Source organism: Streptomyces spinoverrucosus (genome assembly GCF_015712165.1).
Lineage (GTDB): Bacteria > Actinomycetota > Actinomycetes > Streptomycetales > Streptomycetaceae > Streptomyces > Streptomyces spinoverrucosus_A.
Genome location: NZ_JADPZX010000001.1, coordinates 5,318,460 through 5,333,583, shown reverse-complemented (window position 1 = coordinate 5,333,583; position 15,124 = coordinate 5,318,460). Strand labels below are relative to the sequence as shown.

General features: G+C 70.9%; 14 protein-coding genes and 1 other RNA gene. 3 read left to right on the top strand and 12 right to left on the bottom strand.

What is annotated here, in order from left to right:
* Positions 1-80: 80 nt before the first annotated feature.
* Together I2W78_RS24205 and I2W78_RS24200 are read right to left on the bottom strand one after the other, a co-directional pair.
* Complete coding sequence (locus tag I2W78_RS24205; protein ID WP_196462368.1) at positions 81-845, bottom strand: hypothetical protein; 765 nt, start codon at positions 843-845, stop codon at positions 81-83.
* 88 nt (positions 846-933) lie between these two features.
* Positions 934-1,899, bottom strand: a complete 966-nt coding sequence (locus I2W78_RS24200) for a LysR family transcriptional regulator (RefSeq protein ID WP_196462367.1) — start codon at positions 1,897-1,899, stop codon at positions 934-936.
* An 83-nt stretch (positions 1,900-1,982) separates the two neighbouring features.
* Between I2W78_RS24200 and I2W78_RS24195 the strand changes: the two genes are divergently transcribed.
* Together I2W78_RS24195 and I2W78_RS24190 are read left to right on the top strand one after the other, a co-directional pair.
* Positions 1,983-3,185 (top strand): MFS transporter, encoded by a 1,203-nt coding sequence (locus I2W78_RS24195; RefSeq protein ID WP_196462366.1) that lies wholly within the window; start codon positions 1,983-1,985, stop codon positions 3,183-3,185.
* A gap of 186 nt (positions 3,186-3,371) precedes the next feature.
* Complete coding sequence (locus I2W78_RS24190; protein ID WP_196464697.1) at positions 3,372-4,379, top strand: LacI family DNA-binding transcriptional regulator; 1,008 nt, start codon at positions 3,372-3,374, stop codon at positions 4,377-4,379.
* Positions 4,380-4,382: 3 nt separating this feature from the next.
* On the opposite strand, the gene I2W78_RS24185 is transcribed toward I2W78_RS24190, so the two are convergent.
* The 6 genes from I2W78_RS24185 to ftsE all read right to left on the bottom strand — a co-directional run bounded on the left by I2W78_RS24185 (position 4,383) and on the right by ftsE (position 9,377).
* Entirely contained in the window at positions 4,383-5,366 is a 984-nt protein-coding gene (locus I2W78_RS24185; protein ID WP_196462365.1) for an extracellular catalytic domain type 1 short-chain-length polyhydroxyalkanoate depolymerase, read from the bottom strand.
* A gap of 107 nt (positions 5,367-5,473) precedes the next feature.
* Positions 5,474-5,842: a transfer-messenger RNA gene (gene ssrA / locus I2W78_RS24180) on the bottom strand.
* 114 nt (positions 5,843-5,956) lie between these two features.
* A complete protein-coding gene (gene smpB, locus I2W78_RS24175; protein ID WP_171114154.1) occupies positions 5,957-6,436 on the bottom strand; it encodes an SsrA-binding protein SmpB in 480 nt (159 codons plus the stop codon).
* A gap of 63 nt (positions 6,437-6,499) precedes the next feature.
* Positions 6,500-7,663: a S41 family peptidase gene (locus I2W78_RS24170; protein WP_196462364.1), complete on the bottom strand. Its 1,164-nt coding sequence runs from the start codon at positions 7,661-7,663 to the stop codon at positions 6,500-6,502.
* Between the two features lie 67 nt (positions 7,664-7,730).
* Positions 7,731-8,648, bottom strand: a complete 918-nt coding sequence (gene ftsX, locus I2W78_RS24165) for a permease-like cell division protein FtsX (RefSeq protein WP_196462363.1) — start codon at positions 8,646-8,648, stop codon at positions 7,731-7,733.
* A 39-nt stretch (positions 8,649-8,687) separates the two neighbouring features.
* A complete protein-coding gene (gene ftsE, locus I2W78_RS24160; protein WP_129799789.1) occupies positions 8,688-9,377 on the bottom strand; it encodes a cell division ATP-binding protein FtsE in 690 nt (229 codons plus the stop codon).
* A gap of 237 nt (positions 9,378-9,614) precedes the next feature.
* On the opposite strand from ftsE, the gene I2W78_RS24155 reads away from it, so the two are divergent.
* Positions 9,615-9,806, top strand: coding sequence for a hypothetical protein (locus tag I2W78_RS24155; protein WP_196462362.1), 192 nt, complete (start codon positions 9,615-9,617; stop codon positions 9,804-9,806).
* A gap of 71 nt (positions 9,807-9,877) precedes the next feature.
* Here I2W78_RS24155 and I2W78_RS24150 read toward each other — a convergent pair whose 3' ends face one another.
* From I2W78_RS24150 to I2W78_RS24135, 4 genes are all read right to left on the bottom strand, one after another.
* Positions 9,878-10,474 carry an LPXTG cell wall anchor domain-containing protein gene (locus I2W78_RS24150; protein ID WP_196462361.1) on the bottom strand — a complete coding sequence of 199 codons (597 nt, stop codon included), beginning with the start codon at positions 10,472-10,474 and terminating at the stop codon, positions 9,878-9,880.
* A 296-nt stretch (positions 10,475-10,770) separates the two neighbouring features.
* On the bottom strand, positions 10,771-11,877 hold the full coding sequence (gene prfB, locus I2W78_RS24145; protein WP_196462360.1) for a peptide chain release factor 2: 1,107 nt from the start codon (positions 11,875-11,877) through the stop codon (positions 10,771-10,773).
* A 102-nt stretch (positions 11,878-11,979) separates the two neighbouring features.
* The gene (locus tag I2W78_RS24140; RefSeq protein WP_196462359.1) at positions 11,980-13,212 is read right to left on the bottom strand and encodes a serine/threonine-protein kinase; all 1,233 of its coding nucleotides are present in this window, start codon (positions 13,210-13,212) and stop codon (positions 11,980-11,982) included.
* Between the two features lie 172 nt (positions 13,213-13,384).
* Positions 13,385-15,064 carry a serine/threonine-protein kinase gene (locus tag I2W78_RS24135; RefSeq protein ID WP_196462358.1) on the bottom strand — a complete coding sequence of 560 codons (1,680 nt, stop codon included), beginning with the start codon at positions 15,062-15,064 and terminating at the stop codon, positions 13,385-13,387.
* Between the last annotated feature and the right edge of the window lie 60 nt (positions 15,065-15,124).

The following is a 15,124-nucleotide window of genomic DNA, read 5'->3' as shown; positions in this document are numbered from 1 at the left end:
GTGGGTGACCGGAAAGGAACTTTGCTCTCACCCCGGGCGGGGACGGGATGAGAGGTCGCCCCGGCCGGTGGAGCGGTGCGTCAGTGCTGCGGCGGCTGCCAGTGGGGGTTCTGCTGCGGGGAGGGGGGCTGCTGGGGGGCGTACGGTCCTGGCGCGGGCGGCGGGACGTGCGGCCCCGGCGCGGGCGGCGGGACGTGCGCCCCCGGCGCCGGCTCACCGTACGGCCCGCTCGCGTACGGGTTGCCCGGCGTCCGCGCGCCCGGCGGCAGGTACCGCAGCCGTCCGTTCTCGTCCGTCACCGGCGTGAACCCGGCGGCCTGGAGGCGGGCGGCGTACTTGGCGTTGCGCCGACGTCCCATGGTGAAGGCGACGGCGAGCAGACTCAGGCAGGTGCCCCACATGAGCCCGGCGACCAGGAAGGCGCTGTCGCCGCCGATCTTCAGCCCGACCACCAGACTGCCGACGCTGACCGCGAGGGCCGCGTACGCCAGCCGCTGCTTCTCGGAGTGCCGGCCGGTGAGGTCGAAGGTGATCCTGGCCTTCAGCAGCTCAAGGGCGTCGGGGACGACCGGCGGCAGGGAGACGCCGTCGCCGGCCTTCGGATACTGCGCCCAGTTCTGCGCGGCCCGCGCCCGCCCGACCGGGCTGGGGTCAGGCATGATCAGCATCACCAGCATGTTGTTCCGCCGCCCGGCCTGCCGTGCGTCGGCGTACTCGTACCCGAACTGCTGGGCGAAGAAGGCCAGCCGCGCGAGCTTCTTCACGGACGCCATGGGACTGGTGAGCTCGACCGGCCCTCCCGCCGCCATCAGCCGCAGCATCTCCCGCACTTGACGCTTACTCACCGGAAGTCCCCCCGATCACTCTGTTCACGTGCGCAACGCGGGGCAGTCTGCCACAGAGCGGAGAGCAGCTCCCGAAGCCGTCGGCGTCTCAGTCGCCGCACGCAAGCCGGTCCGCCTCCGGCATCCACCCCCCGTCCGGCACCCGCAGCCACCCCTCCTCCCGGCCGACCTCGTCGGCCGCCCGCCGCAGTGCCTCCAGCCCCGGATGCGCCGCCCCTTTCCGCCACACCAGCGACACCGGCGACACCGGAACGGGGTCCACCAGCCGTCGCCCCACCGTTCCCGGCATGGGCGGGAAGTCCACCACGGCGAGGACCGGACAGCGCGTCCTGGCCATCACGCGCTGGAACTCCTCGACACCCACCGCCAGCGGCGCGGGCGCCGCGATCTCGATGCCCCGTCCCTCGAACAGCCGCCGGGCGAGATCGGTCCACTCCGGCGTGCGCGGATTCCCGGCCCCGGCATACACGGTCTCGCCCGCCAGCGCGGCCAGCGGCACCTCCCGCAGCGCCGCCAGCGGATGGTCCTCCGGCAGCACGATCGCCATCGGCTCATAACGGACGATCCGGTGCGCCAACTGCCGCCGCAGCGCCGGATCCAGTCCCGCGAACCGGCCGAACGACGCGTCGATCCGCCCAGCCAGCAGCTCCCCCGCCGCGCCGGTGAGCCCACTCTCGTAGCGGGCCATCAGTTCGTGCTCGGGGGCGAGTTCGCGGGCCCGGTGCAGCACCCGGCGCGGAGTGCCGAGGCCGGGTGAGTTCAGGTCGACGAGCAGGGGCCTGACCTGCCCGAAGGCCGCGAGCAGTGCCTCCTGCGCGGCGAGCACCCGACGGGCGTACGGCACCAGCCGCTCCCCGTCCGCCGTCAACGTCACCTGCCGGGTCGTCCGGACGAACAGCTCGGTGCCCAACTCCCGCTCCAGCCGCCGCACATCCCTGCTCAGTGCCTGCTGGGCGACGTACAGGCGGGTGGCGGCGCGGGTGAAGTGCAGTTCCTCGGCGACCGTGACGAAGGCGCGCAGCAGACGGGGGTCGAGGTGGGCGGGTGCGGGCATGACGGGAACTTACAACGGCGGTGCGTGAATCGGCACCGAGAAGGTGTTGGACCCCTTGATCGACCACGGGCGACGGTTGCCGCATGCCGCAATCCGCCACCGGCGCCCAACGCCACCCCTACCGACGCCTGTTCACCCACCCCGGCACCCGCGCCTTCACGCTCGGGAATCTCATCGCCCGCCTCCCCATGGGCATGTTCAGCGTGAGCGCGGTCGTGATGATCTCCGGTTCCCGCGGCTCGTACGCCCTCGCCGGCGCCGTCACCGCGACCGGCCTCGCCGCGACCGCGCTGGTCGCCCCCTGGACCGCCCGCCTCATCGACCGCCACGGCCAAGCCCGTGTCGCCGTCCCCGCCACAGTGCTCGCCGCGCTGGGCGGCCTGGCCCTGCTCCTCTGTCTGCGTTACGACGCCCCGGACTGGACCCTCTTCGCCGCGTACGCCGCCACCGCCACCACCCCCAACATCGGCGGCATGTCGCGCGCCCGCTGGGCCCACCTCCTCAAGGGCGACACCGACGCCCTGCACACCGCCAACTCCTTCGAACAGGCCGCCGACGAGCTGTGCTTCATGCTGGGCCCGGTGCTCGCGGCCTTCCTCTGCGGGACGTTCTTCCCCCAGGCGGGCACGCTGGTCGGGGGCGTCCTGCTGCTCACCGGCATGTTCCTGTTCACCGCCCAGCGCGCCACGGAACCGCCCGTCGCGCCCCGCACGAAGGCCCGTGCGCCGCTGCGCTCCCCCGGCATGCCGTCGCTGCTCGCGGCCTTCCTGGCCACGGGCGCGGTGTTCGGCGCGACGGAGGTGGTGACGATCGCGTTCGCGGACGCGCAGGGCCACCGCACGGCGGCGGGCGTGCTGCTCGGCCTCCAGGCGGCGGGCTCCTGCGCGGCAGGACTGCTTTTCGGCACGCTGAAGCCCAAGGCACCGGCCGACCGCCGTCTTCCCTGGTGTGTGGCCGCCATGACGGCCCTGCTGACCCTCCCCCTCCTCGCCGCCGTCGTCACCTCCTCCCTCCTCGCCCTCGCCCCCGCCCTCCTCCTCGCCGGCATGGCGACCGCACCGACGATGGTCACCGCCATGGCGCTCGTCCAGGACCGCACCCCCGCCGACCGCCTCAATGAGGGCATGACCCTCGCCGTGACCGCCCTCCTCGGCGGCATCGCGGGCGGCAGCGCACTCGGCGGCTGGACGGTGGAGCGGGCGTCGGCGGTCACCGGATACGGCATACCGATCGCCGCCGCGGCTCTCGCCCTCCTCATCACGCTCAATTCCCGCGCACCCCATTGACGCGCCCGCAGCCCCCACATACCTTCGCCCGTCGAAGCGCTTCGACGTCACGCTTCGAACCGATGCGACAACGCAGGGGTACGCGTGGAGTTCACCGACGCGCGGGTGACGGTGTCCGTCGGTGACGTGGGAGCGGGTGGCGCGGGCGACGGTGAGCACCGGATCTCTCTCCCTGGAGCTGGACTGATGGTCAAGATCACGGACGTGGCACGGCACGCGGGCGTCTCCCCCAGCACGGTCTCCTACGCGATCAGCGGCAAACGCCCGATCTCGCAGGAGACCCGGCGCCGGGTCGAGGCCTCCATCCGCGCCCTCGGCTACCGCCCGCACGCCGGCGCCCGCGCCCTGGCCGGCAGCAGGTCGAACGTGGTGGCACTGATGGTGCCGTTACGGGCCGGCATCCACGTCCCGGTGGTGATGCGGTTCGCGGTGTCGGTGGTGACCGGTGCCCGTCAGCACGACCACGACGTGCTCCTGCTCACCCAGGAGGAGGGCGAGGAAGGGCTGAGAAGGGTCGCGGACACGGCCCTGGTGGACGCGCTGATCGTGATGGACGTCCAACTCCACGACCCCCGGCTGCCGTTGCTGCGCTCCCTGGACCGCCCGTCGGTCGTGATCGGCTTCCCGGCCGAGCCGGCCGGCCTGACCTGCATCGACCTGGACTTCAAGGCGGCCGGCGAGGCCTGCGTGGAGTATCTGGCGGGGCTGGGGCACCGCGTGGTGGCGCTGGTCGGCTCGCCGCCGGAGGTGTATGTGCGGCAGACGGCGTTCGCCCAGCGGGTGGTCCAGGGCTTCACGGCCGCCGCCGACCGGCACCGGCTGGCCTCCGCCGTCCACCCCTGCGAGCCGGCACCCGCCGCCGCCCGCCGCGTCGCCGAGCGACTCCTTTGCGACCAGCCCGCGTTGACCGGGGTGGTCGTGCACAACGAGCCCCTGCTGGAACCCCTGATCGACGCCTTCGAACAGCTCGGCCTGCGCGTGCCCGGCGACCTCTCCGTCACCGCCATCTGCCCCGACGAACTCGCCGCGTCCGTGCGCGTACCGGTCACGTCCGTCGCCCTGCCGGCCACGGAGATCGGTACGCGGGCGGTGGAGCTGCTGATGCGGAAGCTGGACCGCGCGCCCGTACCGGAGGCGACGCTGCTCGCGCCCCGCCTCACGGTACGGGCGAGCACGGCACGGCGTGCGGCCTGAGCCCTATCCGAGCCCCCAGGCCCGCCCGAGCCGGTACGCGGCGCACAGGTTCACATCGAGCATGTACGCCCCGGCGGTCCCGCACTGCTCACCGCCGCTCCCGGGGTCGACGGGCTGCCCGTGCCCCATCCCCGTGATCGCATACGTCTCGACGACCGCCCGTCCGCCCGCGTCCCGGAAGACCTGGTGCGGATACCCGGCGACGATGTCACTGACGTCCGGCGCCTGATCGGCACCGTGCACGTCGGTCCACTGTTCCACCAGGTCGGTCATGTTGACCGGCTTGACGGTGTAGTCGGCGGTGCCGTGCAGGACGGTGAGCGTCGGCCAGGGCCCGGCGTACCCGGGCCGCGCGGCGCGCACCCGGTCGCCCCACTGCTTCGGAGTCTGTGTGGCACCGACGTACATGCACACGTACGGCGACCCGGCGGCCTGCGCGCACCCGTACGGCAGCCCCGCGACGACGCCGCCCGCGGCGAACTTCTCCGGATACGCCGCCATCAGCACGGCGGTCATCCCACCACCGGCGGACAGGCCGGTGACGTACACCCGACCCCGATCCCCGGAGACGTCGGTGAGCTGCCGGTCGACCATCTGCGCGAGGGACGCGGCCTCGCCCTGGCCGCGTGCGATGTCGCCGGTCTGGAACCAGTTGAAGCAGGACGAGGGGTTGTTGGCGCTCTGCTGCTGCGGCAGTACGACGGAGAACCCCCACCGGTCGGCGAGCTGCGTCCACCCGCTCCCGGTGCCGTACCCGGAGGCGTTCTGGGTGCATCCGTGCAGGGCGACGACGACGGGCCGCCCGGCGGGCAACCCGTCGGGCACATACCGGTACATCTTCAGCGCCCCGGGGTTGGACCCGAACCCGGTGACTTCCTGGAGGGAGGCGGCCGCGGCACGGCCCGGAGTGAGGACGGCGGCGATCAGGGCGACCAACAGGGTCACCAGGACGGCGATACGGGGGTGTGCGGCTCTGGTCTGCGTCATGGGGAGGGACCGTAGAACGGTGAACGACCCCTCGATATGGAGCGGGACCCCATAAACACGACGACGGCCCGGTGGTCGAACACCACCGGGCCGTCATCACATGGAGATTGTGGAGATGGCGGGAATCGAACCCGCGTCCAACGGTGCGGAACCAGGGCTTCTCCGTGTGCAGTCCGCTGTGCTTTTCTCGGCCCCGGAGATCACACGGACAAGTCTCCGACGGGCTCAGTCACTGTTTGGTTTCCCTCTTCACCCCGTGACCGGGATCAAGGTTTAGTCCCCTAGCTGATGCCAGGATCCGGGTCGGGAACAGCCCCGGGCTGACACTTCGCAAGTCGCTACTTAGGCAGCGAGGGCGAAGGAATCGCGCTTGGTGTTGGCGATTATTTTTTTCGGCCTGTGGTTTACGAGATCATGGCCGCTTCCTCGACACGCTTCCCCTGCTTCGACAGCCGCTGTCGAAACCGATCATCCCCATGTTGCTCTATTGAATTAAAAACAGTTCAAACCCTGCGCCCGCTGTGGGGTGCAGGTGCCATCGTACGTGACCAACACGGCCACGTGCCAGCGTATTCCCGGCGACCGGAGGGTTACGCCCGCTGCTTGCGCCGTACCGCCGACATGGCGCGCTCGGCCTCGCGGCGGTCCTGCTTCTCGCGCAGGGTCTGCCGCTTGTCGTACTCCTTCTTGCCCCTGGCCAGCGCGATCTCGACCTTGGCCCGGCCGTCCTTGAAGTACAGGGCGAGCGGCACGATGGTGTGGCCCGTCTCTCCCGACTTGGACTCCAGCTTGTCGATCTCCACGCGGTGCAGGAGCAGCTTGCGCTTGCGCCGGGCGCTGTGGTTGGTCCAGGTGCCCTGGCTGTACTCCGGCACGTGCACGTTGTACAGCCACGCCTCGTGCCCGTCCAGCTGCACGAAGCCGTCGACCAGCGAGGCCCGGCCCTGGCGCAGCGACTTCACCTCGGTGCCCGTGAGGACCAGACCGGCCTCGTAGGTGTCGAGGATGTGGTAGTCGTGCCGCGCCTTCTTGTTCTGCGCGATCAGCTTGCGCCCTTTTTCCTTAGCCATAGTGCCGACCATTTTCGCACTACGAAGGGGGTGTCCGGGAAGCCATTATCGACCTCGGGGGTGCTACTGCCCGAGACCGCCGAGGATGGTCTCCGCCCGCCGCAGGGCCTGCTCGCCGGCCTCCAGGTCGGGGGCGATGCCGTGGCCGTCGACGCCGCGGCCGGAGGGGGTGCGGTAGTGGCCGACGGTGAGCTCGGCGACGGAGCCGTCGGGCAGCCGGCTGGGCATCTGGACCGAGCCCTTGCCGAAGGTGCGGGAGCCCACGACGACCGCGCGGCCGCGGTCCTGAAGGGCGCCGGTGAGCAGCTCGGCCGCGCTCATCGTGCCGCCGTCGACGAGCGCGACCAGGGGTCTCGCGGTGTCGCCGCCGGGCTCGGCATGCAGGGCGCGCTGCTCGCCGTCGACGTCGTAGGTGGCGACCAGGCCGCCGTCGAGGAAGGCGGAGGCGGCGGTGACGGCCTCGGTGACCAGGCCGCCGGAGTTGCCGCGCAGGTCGAGGATGATCCCGGAAGCGGCCGGGGCCTGCCGTACGGCATCGCGCACGACCTCGCCGGAGCCCTTGGTGAAGGCGGTGATCCTGATCACGGTGGCGCCGTCGGCGAGCGTGCGCACGGTCACGGAGTCGGTGGACAGGCGGGCCCGGCGCAGGGTCTCGGTCCACGCGTGCGTGCCGCGCGCCAGACCGAGGCGGACGGTCGTACCGGCGGCCGCGTCGGTGGCGTCACCGCGCAGTAAGGAGACCACCTCGGTCACCGGACGCCCGTCGACCTTCTGGCCGTCGACGCTGCGCAGTCCGTCCCCGGCGCGGATCCCCGCCTCGGCGGCGGGCGAACCGGCGGCCACCTTGGTCACTTCGATCCGTCCGTCCCGCTCGCGGCGGGCGGACAGGCCGACTCCGGTGTACTCGCCGTCGAGGGCCTCCTGGAACTCCTCGTACTCGCCCCGGGAGTAGACGGCGTCCCAGCGGTTGCCGCTGCGGCTGACGGCGCGCTGCGCGGCCTCGATGGGGGACTTGCCCTCGGCCATGGCCTCGGCGGCGGCCCGGGCGACGTCCTGCTGACTGCCGACGGGGGCCGCGGAGGGCGTCGTACCGGGCGCGGGCGCGCGCTCGTCCATCGGCAGTGAGCCGGTCGCCGCACCGGCGACGAGGACGCTGGCGAACACCAATGTCAGGGCGGCCCCGCGGCCGAAGCGGCGGGGCTGACAGAACAGGTCACGACCTGACATGCCGGTGAGTCTAGGACAACGCGAAGGGCCGTACGGGCGGTTGACCGTACGGCCCTCTTGGCATGCGTCACACCTTCAGGTACTTGCGCAACGCGAAGAACGCCGCCAAGGCCGGCATCAGCAGGCTTGTCGCGAGGATGAGCGGCAGCTTCGTCAGAACGGCGTCCCAGCCAATGAAGTTGATCAGATTCAGCTTCTCCGACAGGGCCAGACCGTTGTCGATGATGAAGTACCGCCCGAGCATCAGGAAGCCGCACGCGAGGGTGCCGCCGATCAGTCCGGCGACCGCGGCCTCCATGATGAACGGCGCCTGGATGTAGAAGCCCGAGGCCCCGACCAGGCGCATGATGCCGGTCTCACGCCGTCGGCTGAACGCCGAGACCCGCACGGTGTTGACGATCAGCATCAGCGCCACCACCAGCATCAGCGCCATCACCGCGCGCGCCGCCCAGTTCATGCCGTTCAGCAGCCCGAAGAGGTTGTCCAGAATGCCCTTCTGGTCCTGCACGGACTGCACGCCGTCCCGCCCGTTGAAGGCGGTCGCGATGACCTGGTACTTCTCCGGGTCCTTCAGCTTGATGCGGTACGACTCCTGCATCTGGTCCGGCGTGAGCGAGCTGGCCAGCGGGGAGTCGCCGAACTGCTCCTTGTAGTGCTTGTACGCCTGGTCCTGCGACTCGTACGTCACCGTGTCGACGACCGACATCTTCTCCAGGTCGGTCTTGATCTGGCCCTTCTGGTCCTCGGTGACCGCACCCTTGGCGCAGTTGGGGTCCGACTCGGCGTCGCTCTTGTTGCACAGGAAGATCGAGACGTTGACCTTGTCGTACCAGTAGCCCTTCATGGTGTTCACCTGGTCGCTCATCAGCAGCGAACCGCCGAACAGGGCCAGGGACAGGGCGACGGAGACGATGACCGCGAAGGTCATCGTCAGATTGCGGCGGAGACCGACACCGATCTCCGACAGAACGAACTGGGCGCGCATGGCGTCTGCTTCAAGCCTTTCCGGGATCTCGCTGCTGTCTCAGTGCTGGTAGCCGTAGACGCCGCGGGCCTGGTCGCGGACGAGGCGGCCCTTCTCCAGCTCGATCACGCGCTTGCGCATCTGGTCCACGATGTTCTGGTCGTGCGTGGCCATCACGACGGTCGTACCGGTCCGGTTGATCCGGTCGAGCAGCTTCATGATGCCGACGGAGGTCTGCGGGTCGAGGTTTCCGGTCGGCTCGTCGGCGATCAGCAGCTTGGGCCGGTTGACGAAGGCCCGCGCGATGGCGACGCGCTGCTGCTCACCACCGGACAGCTCGCCCGGCATCCGGTCCTCCTTGCCGCCGAGCCCGACGAGTTCGAGCACCTGCGGCACGGACTTGCGGATCTCGCCGCGCGACTTGCCGATGACCTCCTGCGCGAACGCGACGTTCTCGCCGACCGTCTTGTTCGGCAGCAGCCGGAAGTCCTGGAACACGGTCCCCAACTGCCGCCGCATGTGCGGCACCTTCCAGTTGGAGAGCCGGGCGAGGTCCTTGCCCAGAACGTGCACCTGCCCGTGGCTGGCCCGCTCCTCGCGGAGGACCAGCCGCAGGAAGGTGGACTTTCCGGAGCCGGAGGACCCCACGAGGAAGACGAACTCGCCCTTCTCGACCTCCAGGGAGACATCCCTGAGGGCGGGGCGGGTCTGCTTGGGGTAGACCTTGGAGACGTTGTCGAATCGGATCACGGATGCACCACGGGTCGCCGGGGGTAGATGTGCGTGACCATACGCGAAGCGGGTACGCAAGCGCAGGCACGGGTCGCGGTTGTGCAAGGCTTGTGCGCTTTTGTCCCCGACGGTTGGGGCACGCCCCTGGGAGCGACCCGCGCGCCCTCCGGAGGAACCTGGCACAGTGGAGGGGAACGTTCGCGTTCCCCCAGACGTTGTCACGATGAACGAGTACCGGTACAAGGAGGCGAGCACATGACGTACGACCGACTGGTGTGCGCGAACTGTGCCGCGCCCGTGAGCGAGGGCCGCTGCCCCGTGTGCCGGGCCAACCGCGAGCGGCTGCAGCAGGAGAACCCCTTCGCGGCTCTCAACCCCATGACGCTGATCGCCCTGCTGGTGGTGCTGATCGCGGCGGTCGCACTCCTCGCGCACCAGACCGCGTAACGACCGCAGACTTACGCCGAAGGGCCCGGAGCAGTCACTCCGGGCCCTTCGACGATTACGCTCGGCTACCGTCAGGCAGCCGCACCGCCACGGCCGCTCATCACGCGCGGCAGCACGCGGAAGGCGACACCACCGGCGATCATCGTCGCGGCACCGATCAGCAGGAACGTGGTCTGCGCGGCACCCGTCTCGGCGAGCTCGTCGCCGCCGCCCTGGGCGGAGGTGTCGGCCGCCGGGATCTCCGTGCCGGTGTCCGTGAGGGACGAGGAGCCCTCGTCCTGCGGGGAGGTCCCACCGTCGGGGTCGGTGTTGTCACCGCCTCCGCTCCCGCTGCCATTCCCGTTACCGCTGCCCGGGTCGTCCTCGGTCGGGTTCGCGGTGGGGTCGTCCGGCTCGGTGGGCTCGATCGTGGGGTCGGTCGGGTCGACCGTGGGCTGGGTCGGCTCGACCGTCGGGATCGTGGGCGGCGTCGTCGGCTCGGTCTGGGTCGGAGTCGGCTCCACCGTCGGCGTCGTCTGCGTGGGGCTCGGCGAGATGCAGATATCCAGGACGATGCAGTTCTCGCCCTCGTCGGCGGAAGCCACACCCGCGGCGGTCAGCGAGGCGCCGGCCGCGATCACGGCGCCGGCGGCGAGCCGCGCGACACGGATGCGCGTCTTGTTGGTCATGTGTTTGCTACCCCCAGTAGCTGATCGTCATTGAGGCGGCGCTCGGGGCCGTGATCGACGGGAGTAGCCGTAATGAAGCCCCCCGGTTCACATGCGCCCCAGAGATACGCATGCCACGCTTCACCCTTCCCATTTTTCAAAGCAACGTCAAGGCCGTTGCGTACGCGATGTCCAGGTAAGGGTTCTTTGCCGGGGGTTGAAGCGTGTGAGTGTGACGTAAAACCCAGACATCCAGGTACGGAAAAGGCAACTGCCGCCGGATGGGCGGCAGTTGCCTTGTCGACAAAGCGCTTCTGTTACTTCTCCTGCTGCTTGCGCCAGCGAATTCCGGCCTCCAGGAACCCGTCGATCTCACCGTTGAACACGGCCTCGGGGTTGCCGACTTCGTGCTCGGTGCGCAGGTCCTTGACCATCTGGTACGGGTGCAGCACGTACGAACGCATCTGGTTGCCCCAGGAGTTGCCGCCGTCGCCCTTGAGGGCGTCCATCTTGGCCTGCTCCTCCTGGCGGCGCCGCTCCAGCAGCTTGGCCTGGAGGACGTTCATCGCGGTGGCCTTGTTCTGGATCTGCGACCGCTCGTTCTGGCAGGAGACGACGATGCCGGTCGGGAGGTGCGTGATGCGCACCGCCGAGTCGGTGGTGTTGACGCCCTGGCCGCCGGGGCCGGAGGACCGGTAGACGTCGATACGCAGCTCCGACTCGTCGATCTCGACGTGGTCGGACTGCTCGACGACGGGGAGCACCTCGACGCCGGCGAAGGAGGTCTGGCGGCGGCCCTGGTTGTCGAAGGGCGAGATGCGCACCAGGCGGTGCGTGCCCTGCTCGACGGAGAGGGTGCCGTAGGCGTACGGAACCTGCACGGCGAAGGTGGTGGACTTGATGCCCGCCTCCTCCGCGTACGACGTCTCGTAGACCTCGGTCTTGTAGCCGTGCTGCTCGGCCCAGCGCAGGTACATCCGCTGGAGCCGCTCGGCGAAGTCGGCGGCGTCGACGCCACCGGCCTCGGCGCGGATGTTCACGAGCGCTTCCCGGGCGTCGTACTCACCGCTGAGAAGCGTCCGCACCTCCATCTCGTCGAGGGCCTTGCGGACGGCGGCGAGCTCGGATTCCGCCTCGGCACGGGTGTCCGGGTCGTCCTCCTCCTCGGCCATCTCGAACAGCACCGCGAGATCGTCGATCCGCCCGCGCAGCGCCTCCGCCTTCCTGACCTCGGCCTGGAGGTGGGAGAGCTTGCTGGTGATCTTCTGCGCCTCGTCCGGGTTGTCCCACAGGGACGGCGCGGCCGCCTGCTCCTCGAGCACGGCGATGTCTGCCCTCATCCTGTCGAGGTCCAGGACGGCCTCGATCGACTCCATGGTCGAGGAGAGGGACTTGAGCTCTTCGGATACATCGACGACTGCCACGCATCCAGCGTAACGGCTGCGGCAACCGACCTGGGCCGCGCGGCGGGCTGGGCCGGTGGCTGTGAGGGTTCAGTTGTTGACCGACAGTAATCGGGTGGGCGGTCAGGGGGACGCCGGTGCCGTGTTCTTCAGGTCCTGCGGGGACGCCGCTTCTTCGCCCGACGTCGCCAACCAGGCACCCGTACCCGCGGCCGCGGCCAGGGCGACTGTCACGCCGGCCAGGATCAGGCGCCGACGCCGGGTGGTCGCGCGGTGGCGGGCCGAGCCCGGGCGGGGAGTGCCGGTGGCCCGGGGGGCGCGGGCCGTGCCCCGGGCGCCGCCGGCCAGCTCGTCCGGCGCCGGGACCCTCATCGACGTATGGGTGTCACGGTTCGAGTCGGGCTTCGCGCCGGGGACCAGCGGAACCGCGCCCCGACGCACCCGTACCGGCGTCTGGGGCTGCCCGGCCGCAGGCGTCTCGGACGGCTCCTCGGCCTCCGCGTCCGGCTCGTCCACGTCCAGCGGCGGCATCCCCCGCAGTACCGGCAGCTGCTCCCGCAGCCGCGCCGCCAGCTCGGACGCCCGCAACCGCGACGCCGGCGCCTTCGCCAGGCACTGCACCAGCAGCTGCCACAGTTCCTCGGGGATGCCGGGGAGGGGTACGACCGACTCCGTGACGTGGCGGCGCAGCACCGCACCGGGGTGGCCGCCGCCGAACGGCGTGAAGCCGGCCAGGAGCTCGTAGAGCACCGTCGCCAGCGCGTAGATGTCCACCGCGGCCCGGGGCGGGAGGCCCTCCACGATTTCCGGCGCCAGGTAGTCCGGCGTACCGATGATCTTCGTGGCACGGGTGCGGCGCGGGGAGTCGATCAGCTTGGCGATGCCGAAGTCCGTCAGCAGCGCGCGGTGCGAGCCGCCGGGTCCGAGCGGGCCCTGCATGTCCAGCAGGACGTTCTCCGGCTTCACGTCCCGGTGCACGACCCCCGCCGCGTGCGCCGCCGCCAGGCCCTCCGCGATGTCCGCCGCGATCGCGACCGCCGCCTCGGGCGCCAGTCGCCGCTCCCGGTCCAGCCGGGTGCGCAGGTCGGTGCCCCGGACCAGGTCCATGACGAGGGCGAGGTCGTTGCCGTCCACCACCAGGTCACGGACGGAGACGACGTTCGGGTGTTCGAGGCCGAGCAGGGCCGTCCGCTCCTGGACGAAGCGTCCGACGAGCTCCTGGTCGGATGCGAGGTCCTCCCGCAGCAGCTTGATGGCGACGGACCCCTCGGGCCCCTCGCCCAGCCACACCGTGCCGGCGCTGCCCCGCCCCAGGATCTGGTTCGCGGTGTACCGGCTGCCGATCTTCCGTGCCAAGGCTGCTCCTACAGACGCGTGTTGTCGCCGCTGCGTCATTCCGGGGGATGACCCCCGGACCCCCAGCCGACAAACCTGGGACCCCCGGTCGACAAAACTACGCGCCTAGTGAGCCAACCTTCACCGCGGAGGCGGAAATCACCCGCCAGGTGTCGACAAATCAACACACCCGCTACTGCGTGGACGTACCCCCGGTGCCCCCGGTGCCCCCAGAACCTCCGGAGTCGCCGCCCAGGTCCCCGATCCACCCGGTGACCGTGTTGAACCAGTCCGTGAGCTGGTCCCAGTAGCCCTTGCCGGTGCCGATCCACTCCTGCAGCGGGCTCAGTTCCCAGATCAGCCACCCGGCCACGAACAGGATGACGATCGTGAACAGGCACCCCTTCAGACAGCCCAGCCCCGGGATCCGCATCGGATTGGCGCTGCGCTGTCGCGGCTCACGCGCCGGCCGCTGCGGCTCGGGCGTGGGCGGCGGGGCGTACCGCTGGGGCTGCTGCTGCGGACGCTGCGGGGCGTACTGCTGCGGCTGTTGCTGCTGCGGGTGGCCGTAGCCGGGCGGTGGTCCCTGCGGGGGACGCTGCTGCTGGCGCTGCGGCTGCTGCTGCGGGCGCGCGACCTGCCGCTGCGGGCGGCGGCGCAGCGGGTCCTGGTCGGGGTCGAGGTACTGGACCTGCGTCTGCTCGTTGCGGTCGCGCGCGGCGCGCAGCTGGGTCTGCCAGGGGTGCGGCTGCTCGGGCTGCTGTCCCTGGGGCAGCACCTGGGTCGGGTCGGCACCGCCGGGTCCGGTGTTCGGCAGTACGGCGGTGGGGTCGGCGGCACCGGCCGGGCCGCCGGTGTGGGGCAGCACGCTGGTCGCCGCGTTCGGGTCGTACCCGGGGTTGCCGTGCGGCAGCACCTGCGTCGGGTCGCTCGCGCCGGGCGTGCCGGGTACGGGCGCGGGGGCCGGGTCGGGTGCGAGGAGCGCGGCGACGCCCTCGGCGGCGGCGATCTGCGCGGAGTTCGCGTGCACGCCGATGCCCTCGGCGACGACCCGCAGCCCGCGCGCGAGGTTCTCGGCGCTGGGCCTTTCCTCGGGGTTCTTGCGCAGGCAGCGCTCTATGACCGTCCACAGCGGTTCGGGGACGGTGGAGGGGCGGCGCGGCTCGGCGCTCAGGTGCTGGTGCAGGACCTCCAGCGCGGAGCCGCCGGAGAACGGCGGACGGCCGGTGACCAGCTCGTACAGCAGGATGCCGGCGCCGTAGATGTCGACGGCGGAGGTCTGCGGGCGGCCCTCGGCGGACTCCGGCGCGACGTACGCGGGCGTGCCCACGAACTCGTGGGTGCGGGTCAGGCCGGGCGAGTCGGCGAGGCGGGCGATGCCGAAGTCGGTGAGCATCGGGTGCATCTCGCCGCCGTACTGCTGGAGCAGGACGTTCGCGGGCTTCAGGTCGCGGTGCACTACGCCGTCGGCGTGGCTGGCGGCCAGCGCGTCGGCGATCTGCGCGGTGAGCAGGGCGGCGGCGACGGGCGTGAAGGGGCCGTTCTCGCGCAAGTAGCGGTGCAGGTCGGGCCCGTCGACGAGGTCCATGACCAGGGCCAGCAGATCGCCCTCGACGACCAGGTCGCGGACCCGGACGATGTTCGGATGGGTGAGGCGGAGCAGCACGGACCGCTCGCGCAGGAACCGCATCACGACATCGGGGTCGCTCGCCAGCTCCTCCTTGAGCACCTTGATCGCGACGGTCTCACCGGGCTGACCGGGCACGGCCGCCTCGGCCCCCGCGGTCTCCCGCTGGCGGGCTCGCCAGACGGTGCCTGTGGCGCCGCGTCCAAGCGGCTCCTCAAGGAGGTACTTGCTCCCTACCGGCCGCACGTCATGGCTCCCTGCTGCTTGCTTGCATGGTCCGACCCACTGTAGTGCCGCCGGGCTCGG

Excerpts from the sequence above, each read along its gene's own strand:
- I2W78_RS24200 (WP_196462367.1), bottom strand. The coding sequence starts at position 1,899 with ATGCCCGCACCCGCCCACCTCGACCCCCGTCTGCTGCGCGCCTTCGTC.
- I2W78_RS24195 (WP_196462366.1), top strand. The coding sequence starts at position 1,983 with ATGCCGCAATCCGCCACCGGCGCCCAACGCCACCCCTACCGACGCCTG.
- I2W78_RS24190 (WP_196464697.1), top strand. The coding sequence starts at position 3,372 with ATGGTCAAGATCACGGACGTGGCACGGCACGCGGGCGTCTCCCCCAGC.
- I2W78_RS24185 (WP_196462365.1), bottom strand. The coding sequence starts at position 5,366 with ATGACGCAGACCAGAGCCGCACACCCCCGTATCGCCGTCCTGGTGACC.
- smpB (WP_171114154.1), bottom strand. The coding sequence starts at position 6,436 with ATGGCTAAGGAAAAAGGGCGCAAGCTGATCGCGCAGAACAAGAAGGCG.
- I2W78_RS24170 (WP_196462364.1), bottom strand. The coding sequence starts at position 7,663 with ATGTCAGGTCGTGACCTGTTCTGTCAGCCCCGCCGCTTCGGCCGCGGG.
- ftsX (WP_196462363.1), bottom strand. The coding sequence starts at position 8,648 with ATGCGCGCCCAGTTCGTTCTGTCGGAGATCGGTGTCGGTCTCCGCCGC.
- I2W78_RS24155 (WP_196462362.1), top strand. The coding sequence starts at position 9,615 with ATGACGTACGACCGACTGGTGTGCGCGAACTGTGCCGCGCCCGTGAGC.
- I2W78_RS24150 (WP_196462361.1), bottom strand. The coding sequence starts at position 10,474 with ATGACCAACAAGACGCGCATCCGTGTCGCGCGGCTCGCCGCCGGCGCC.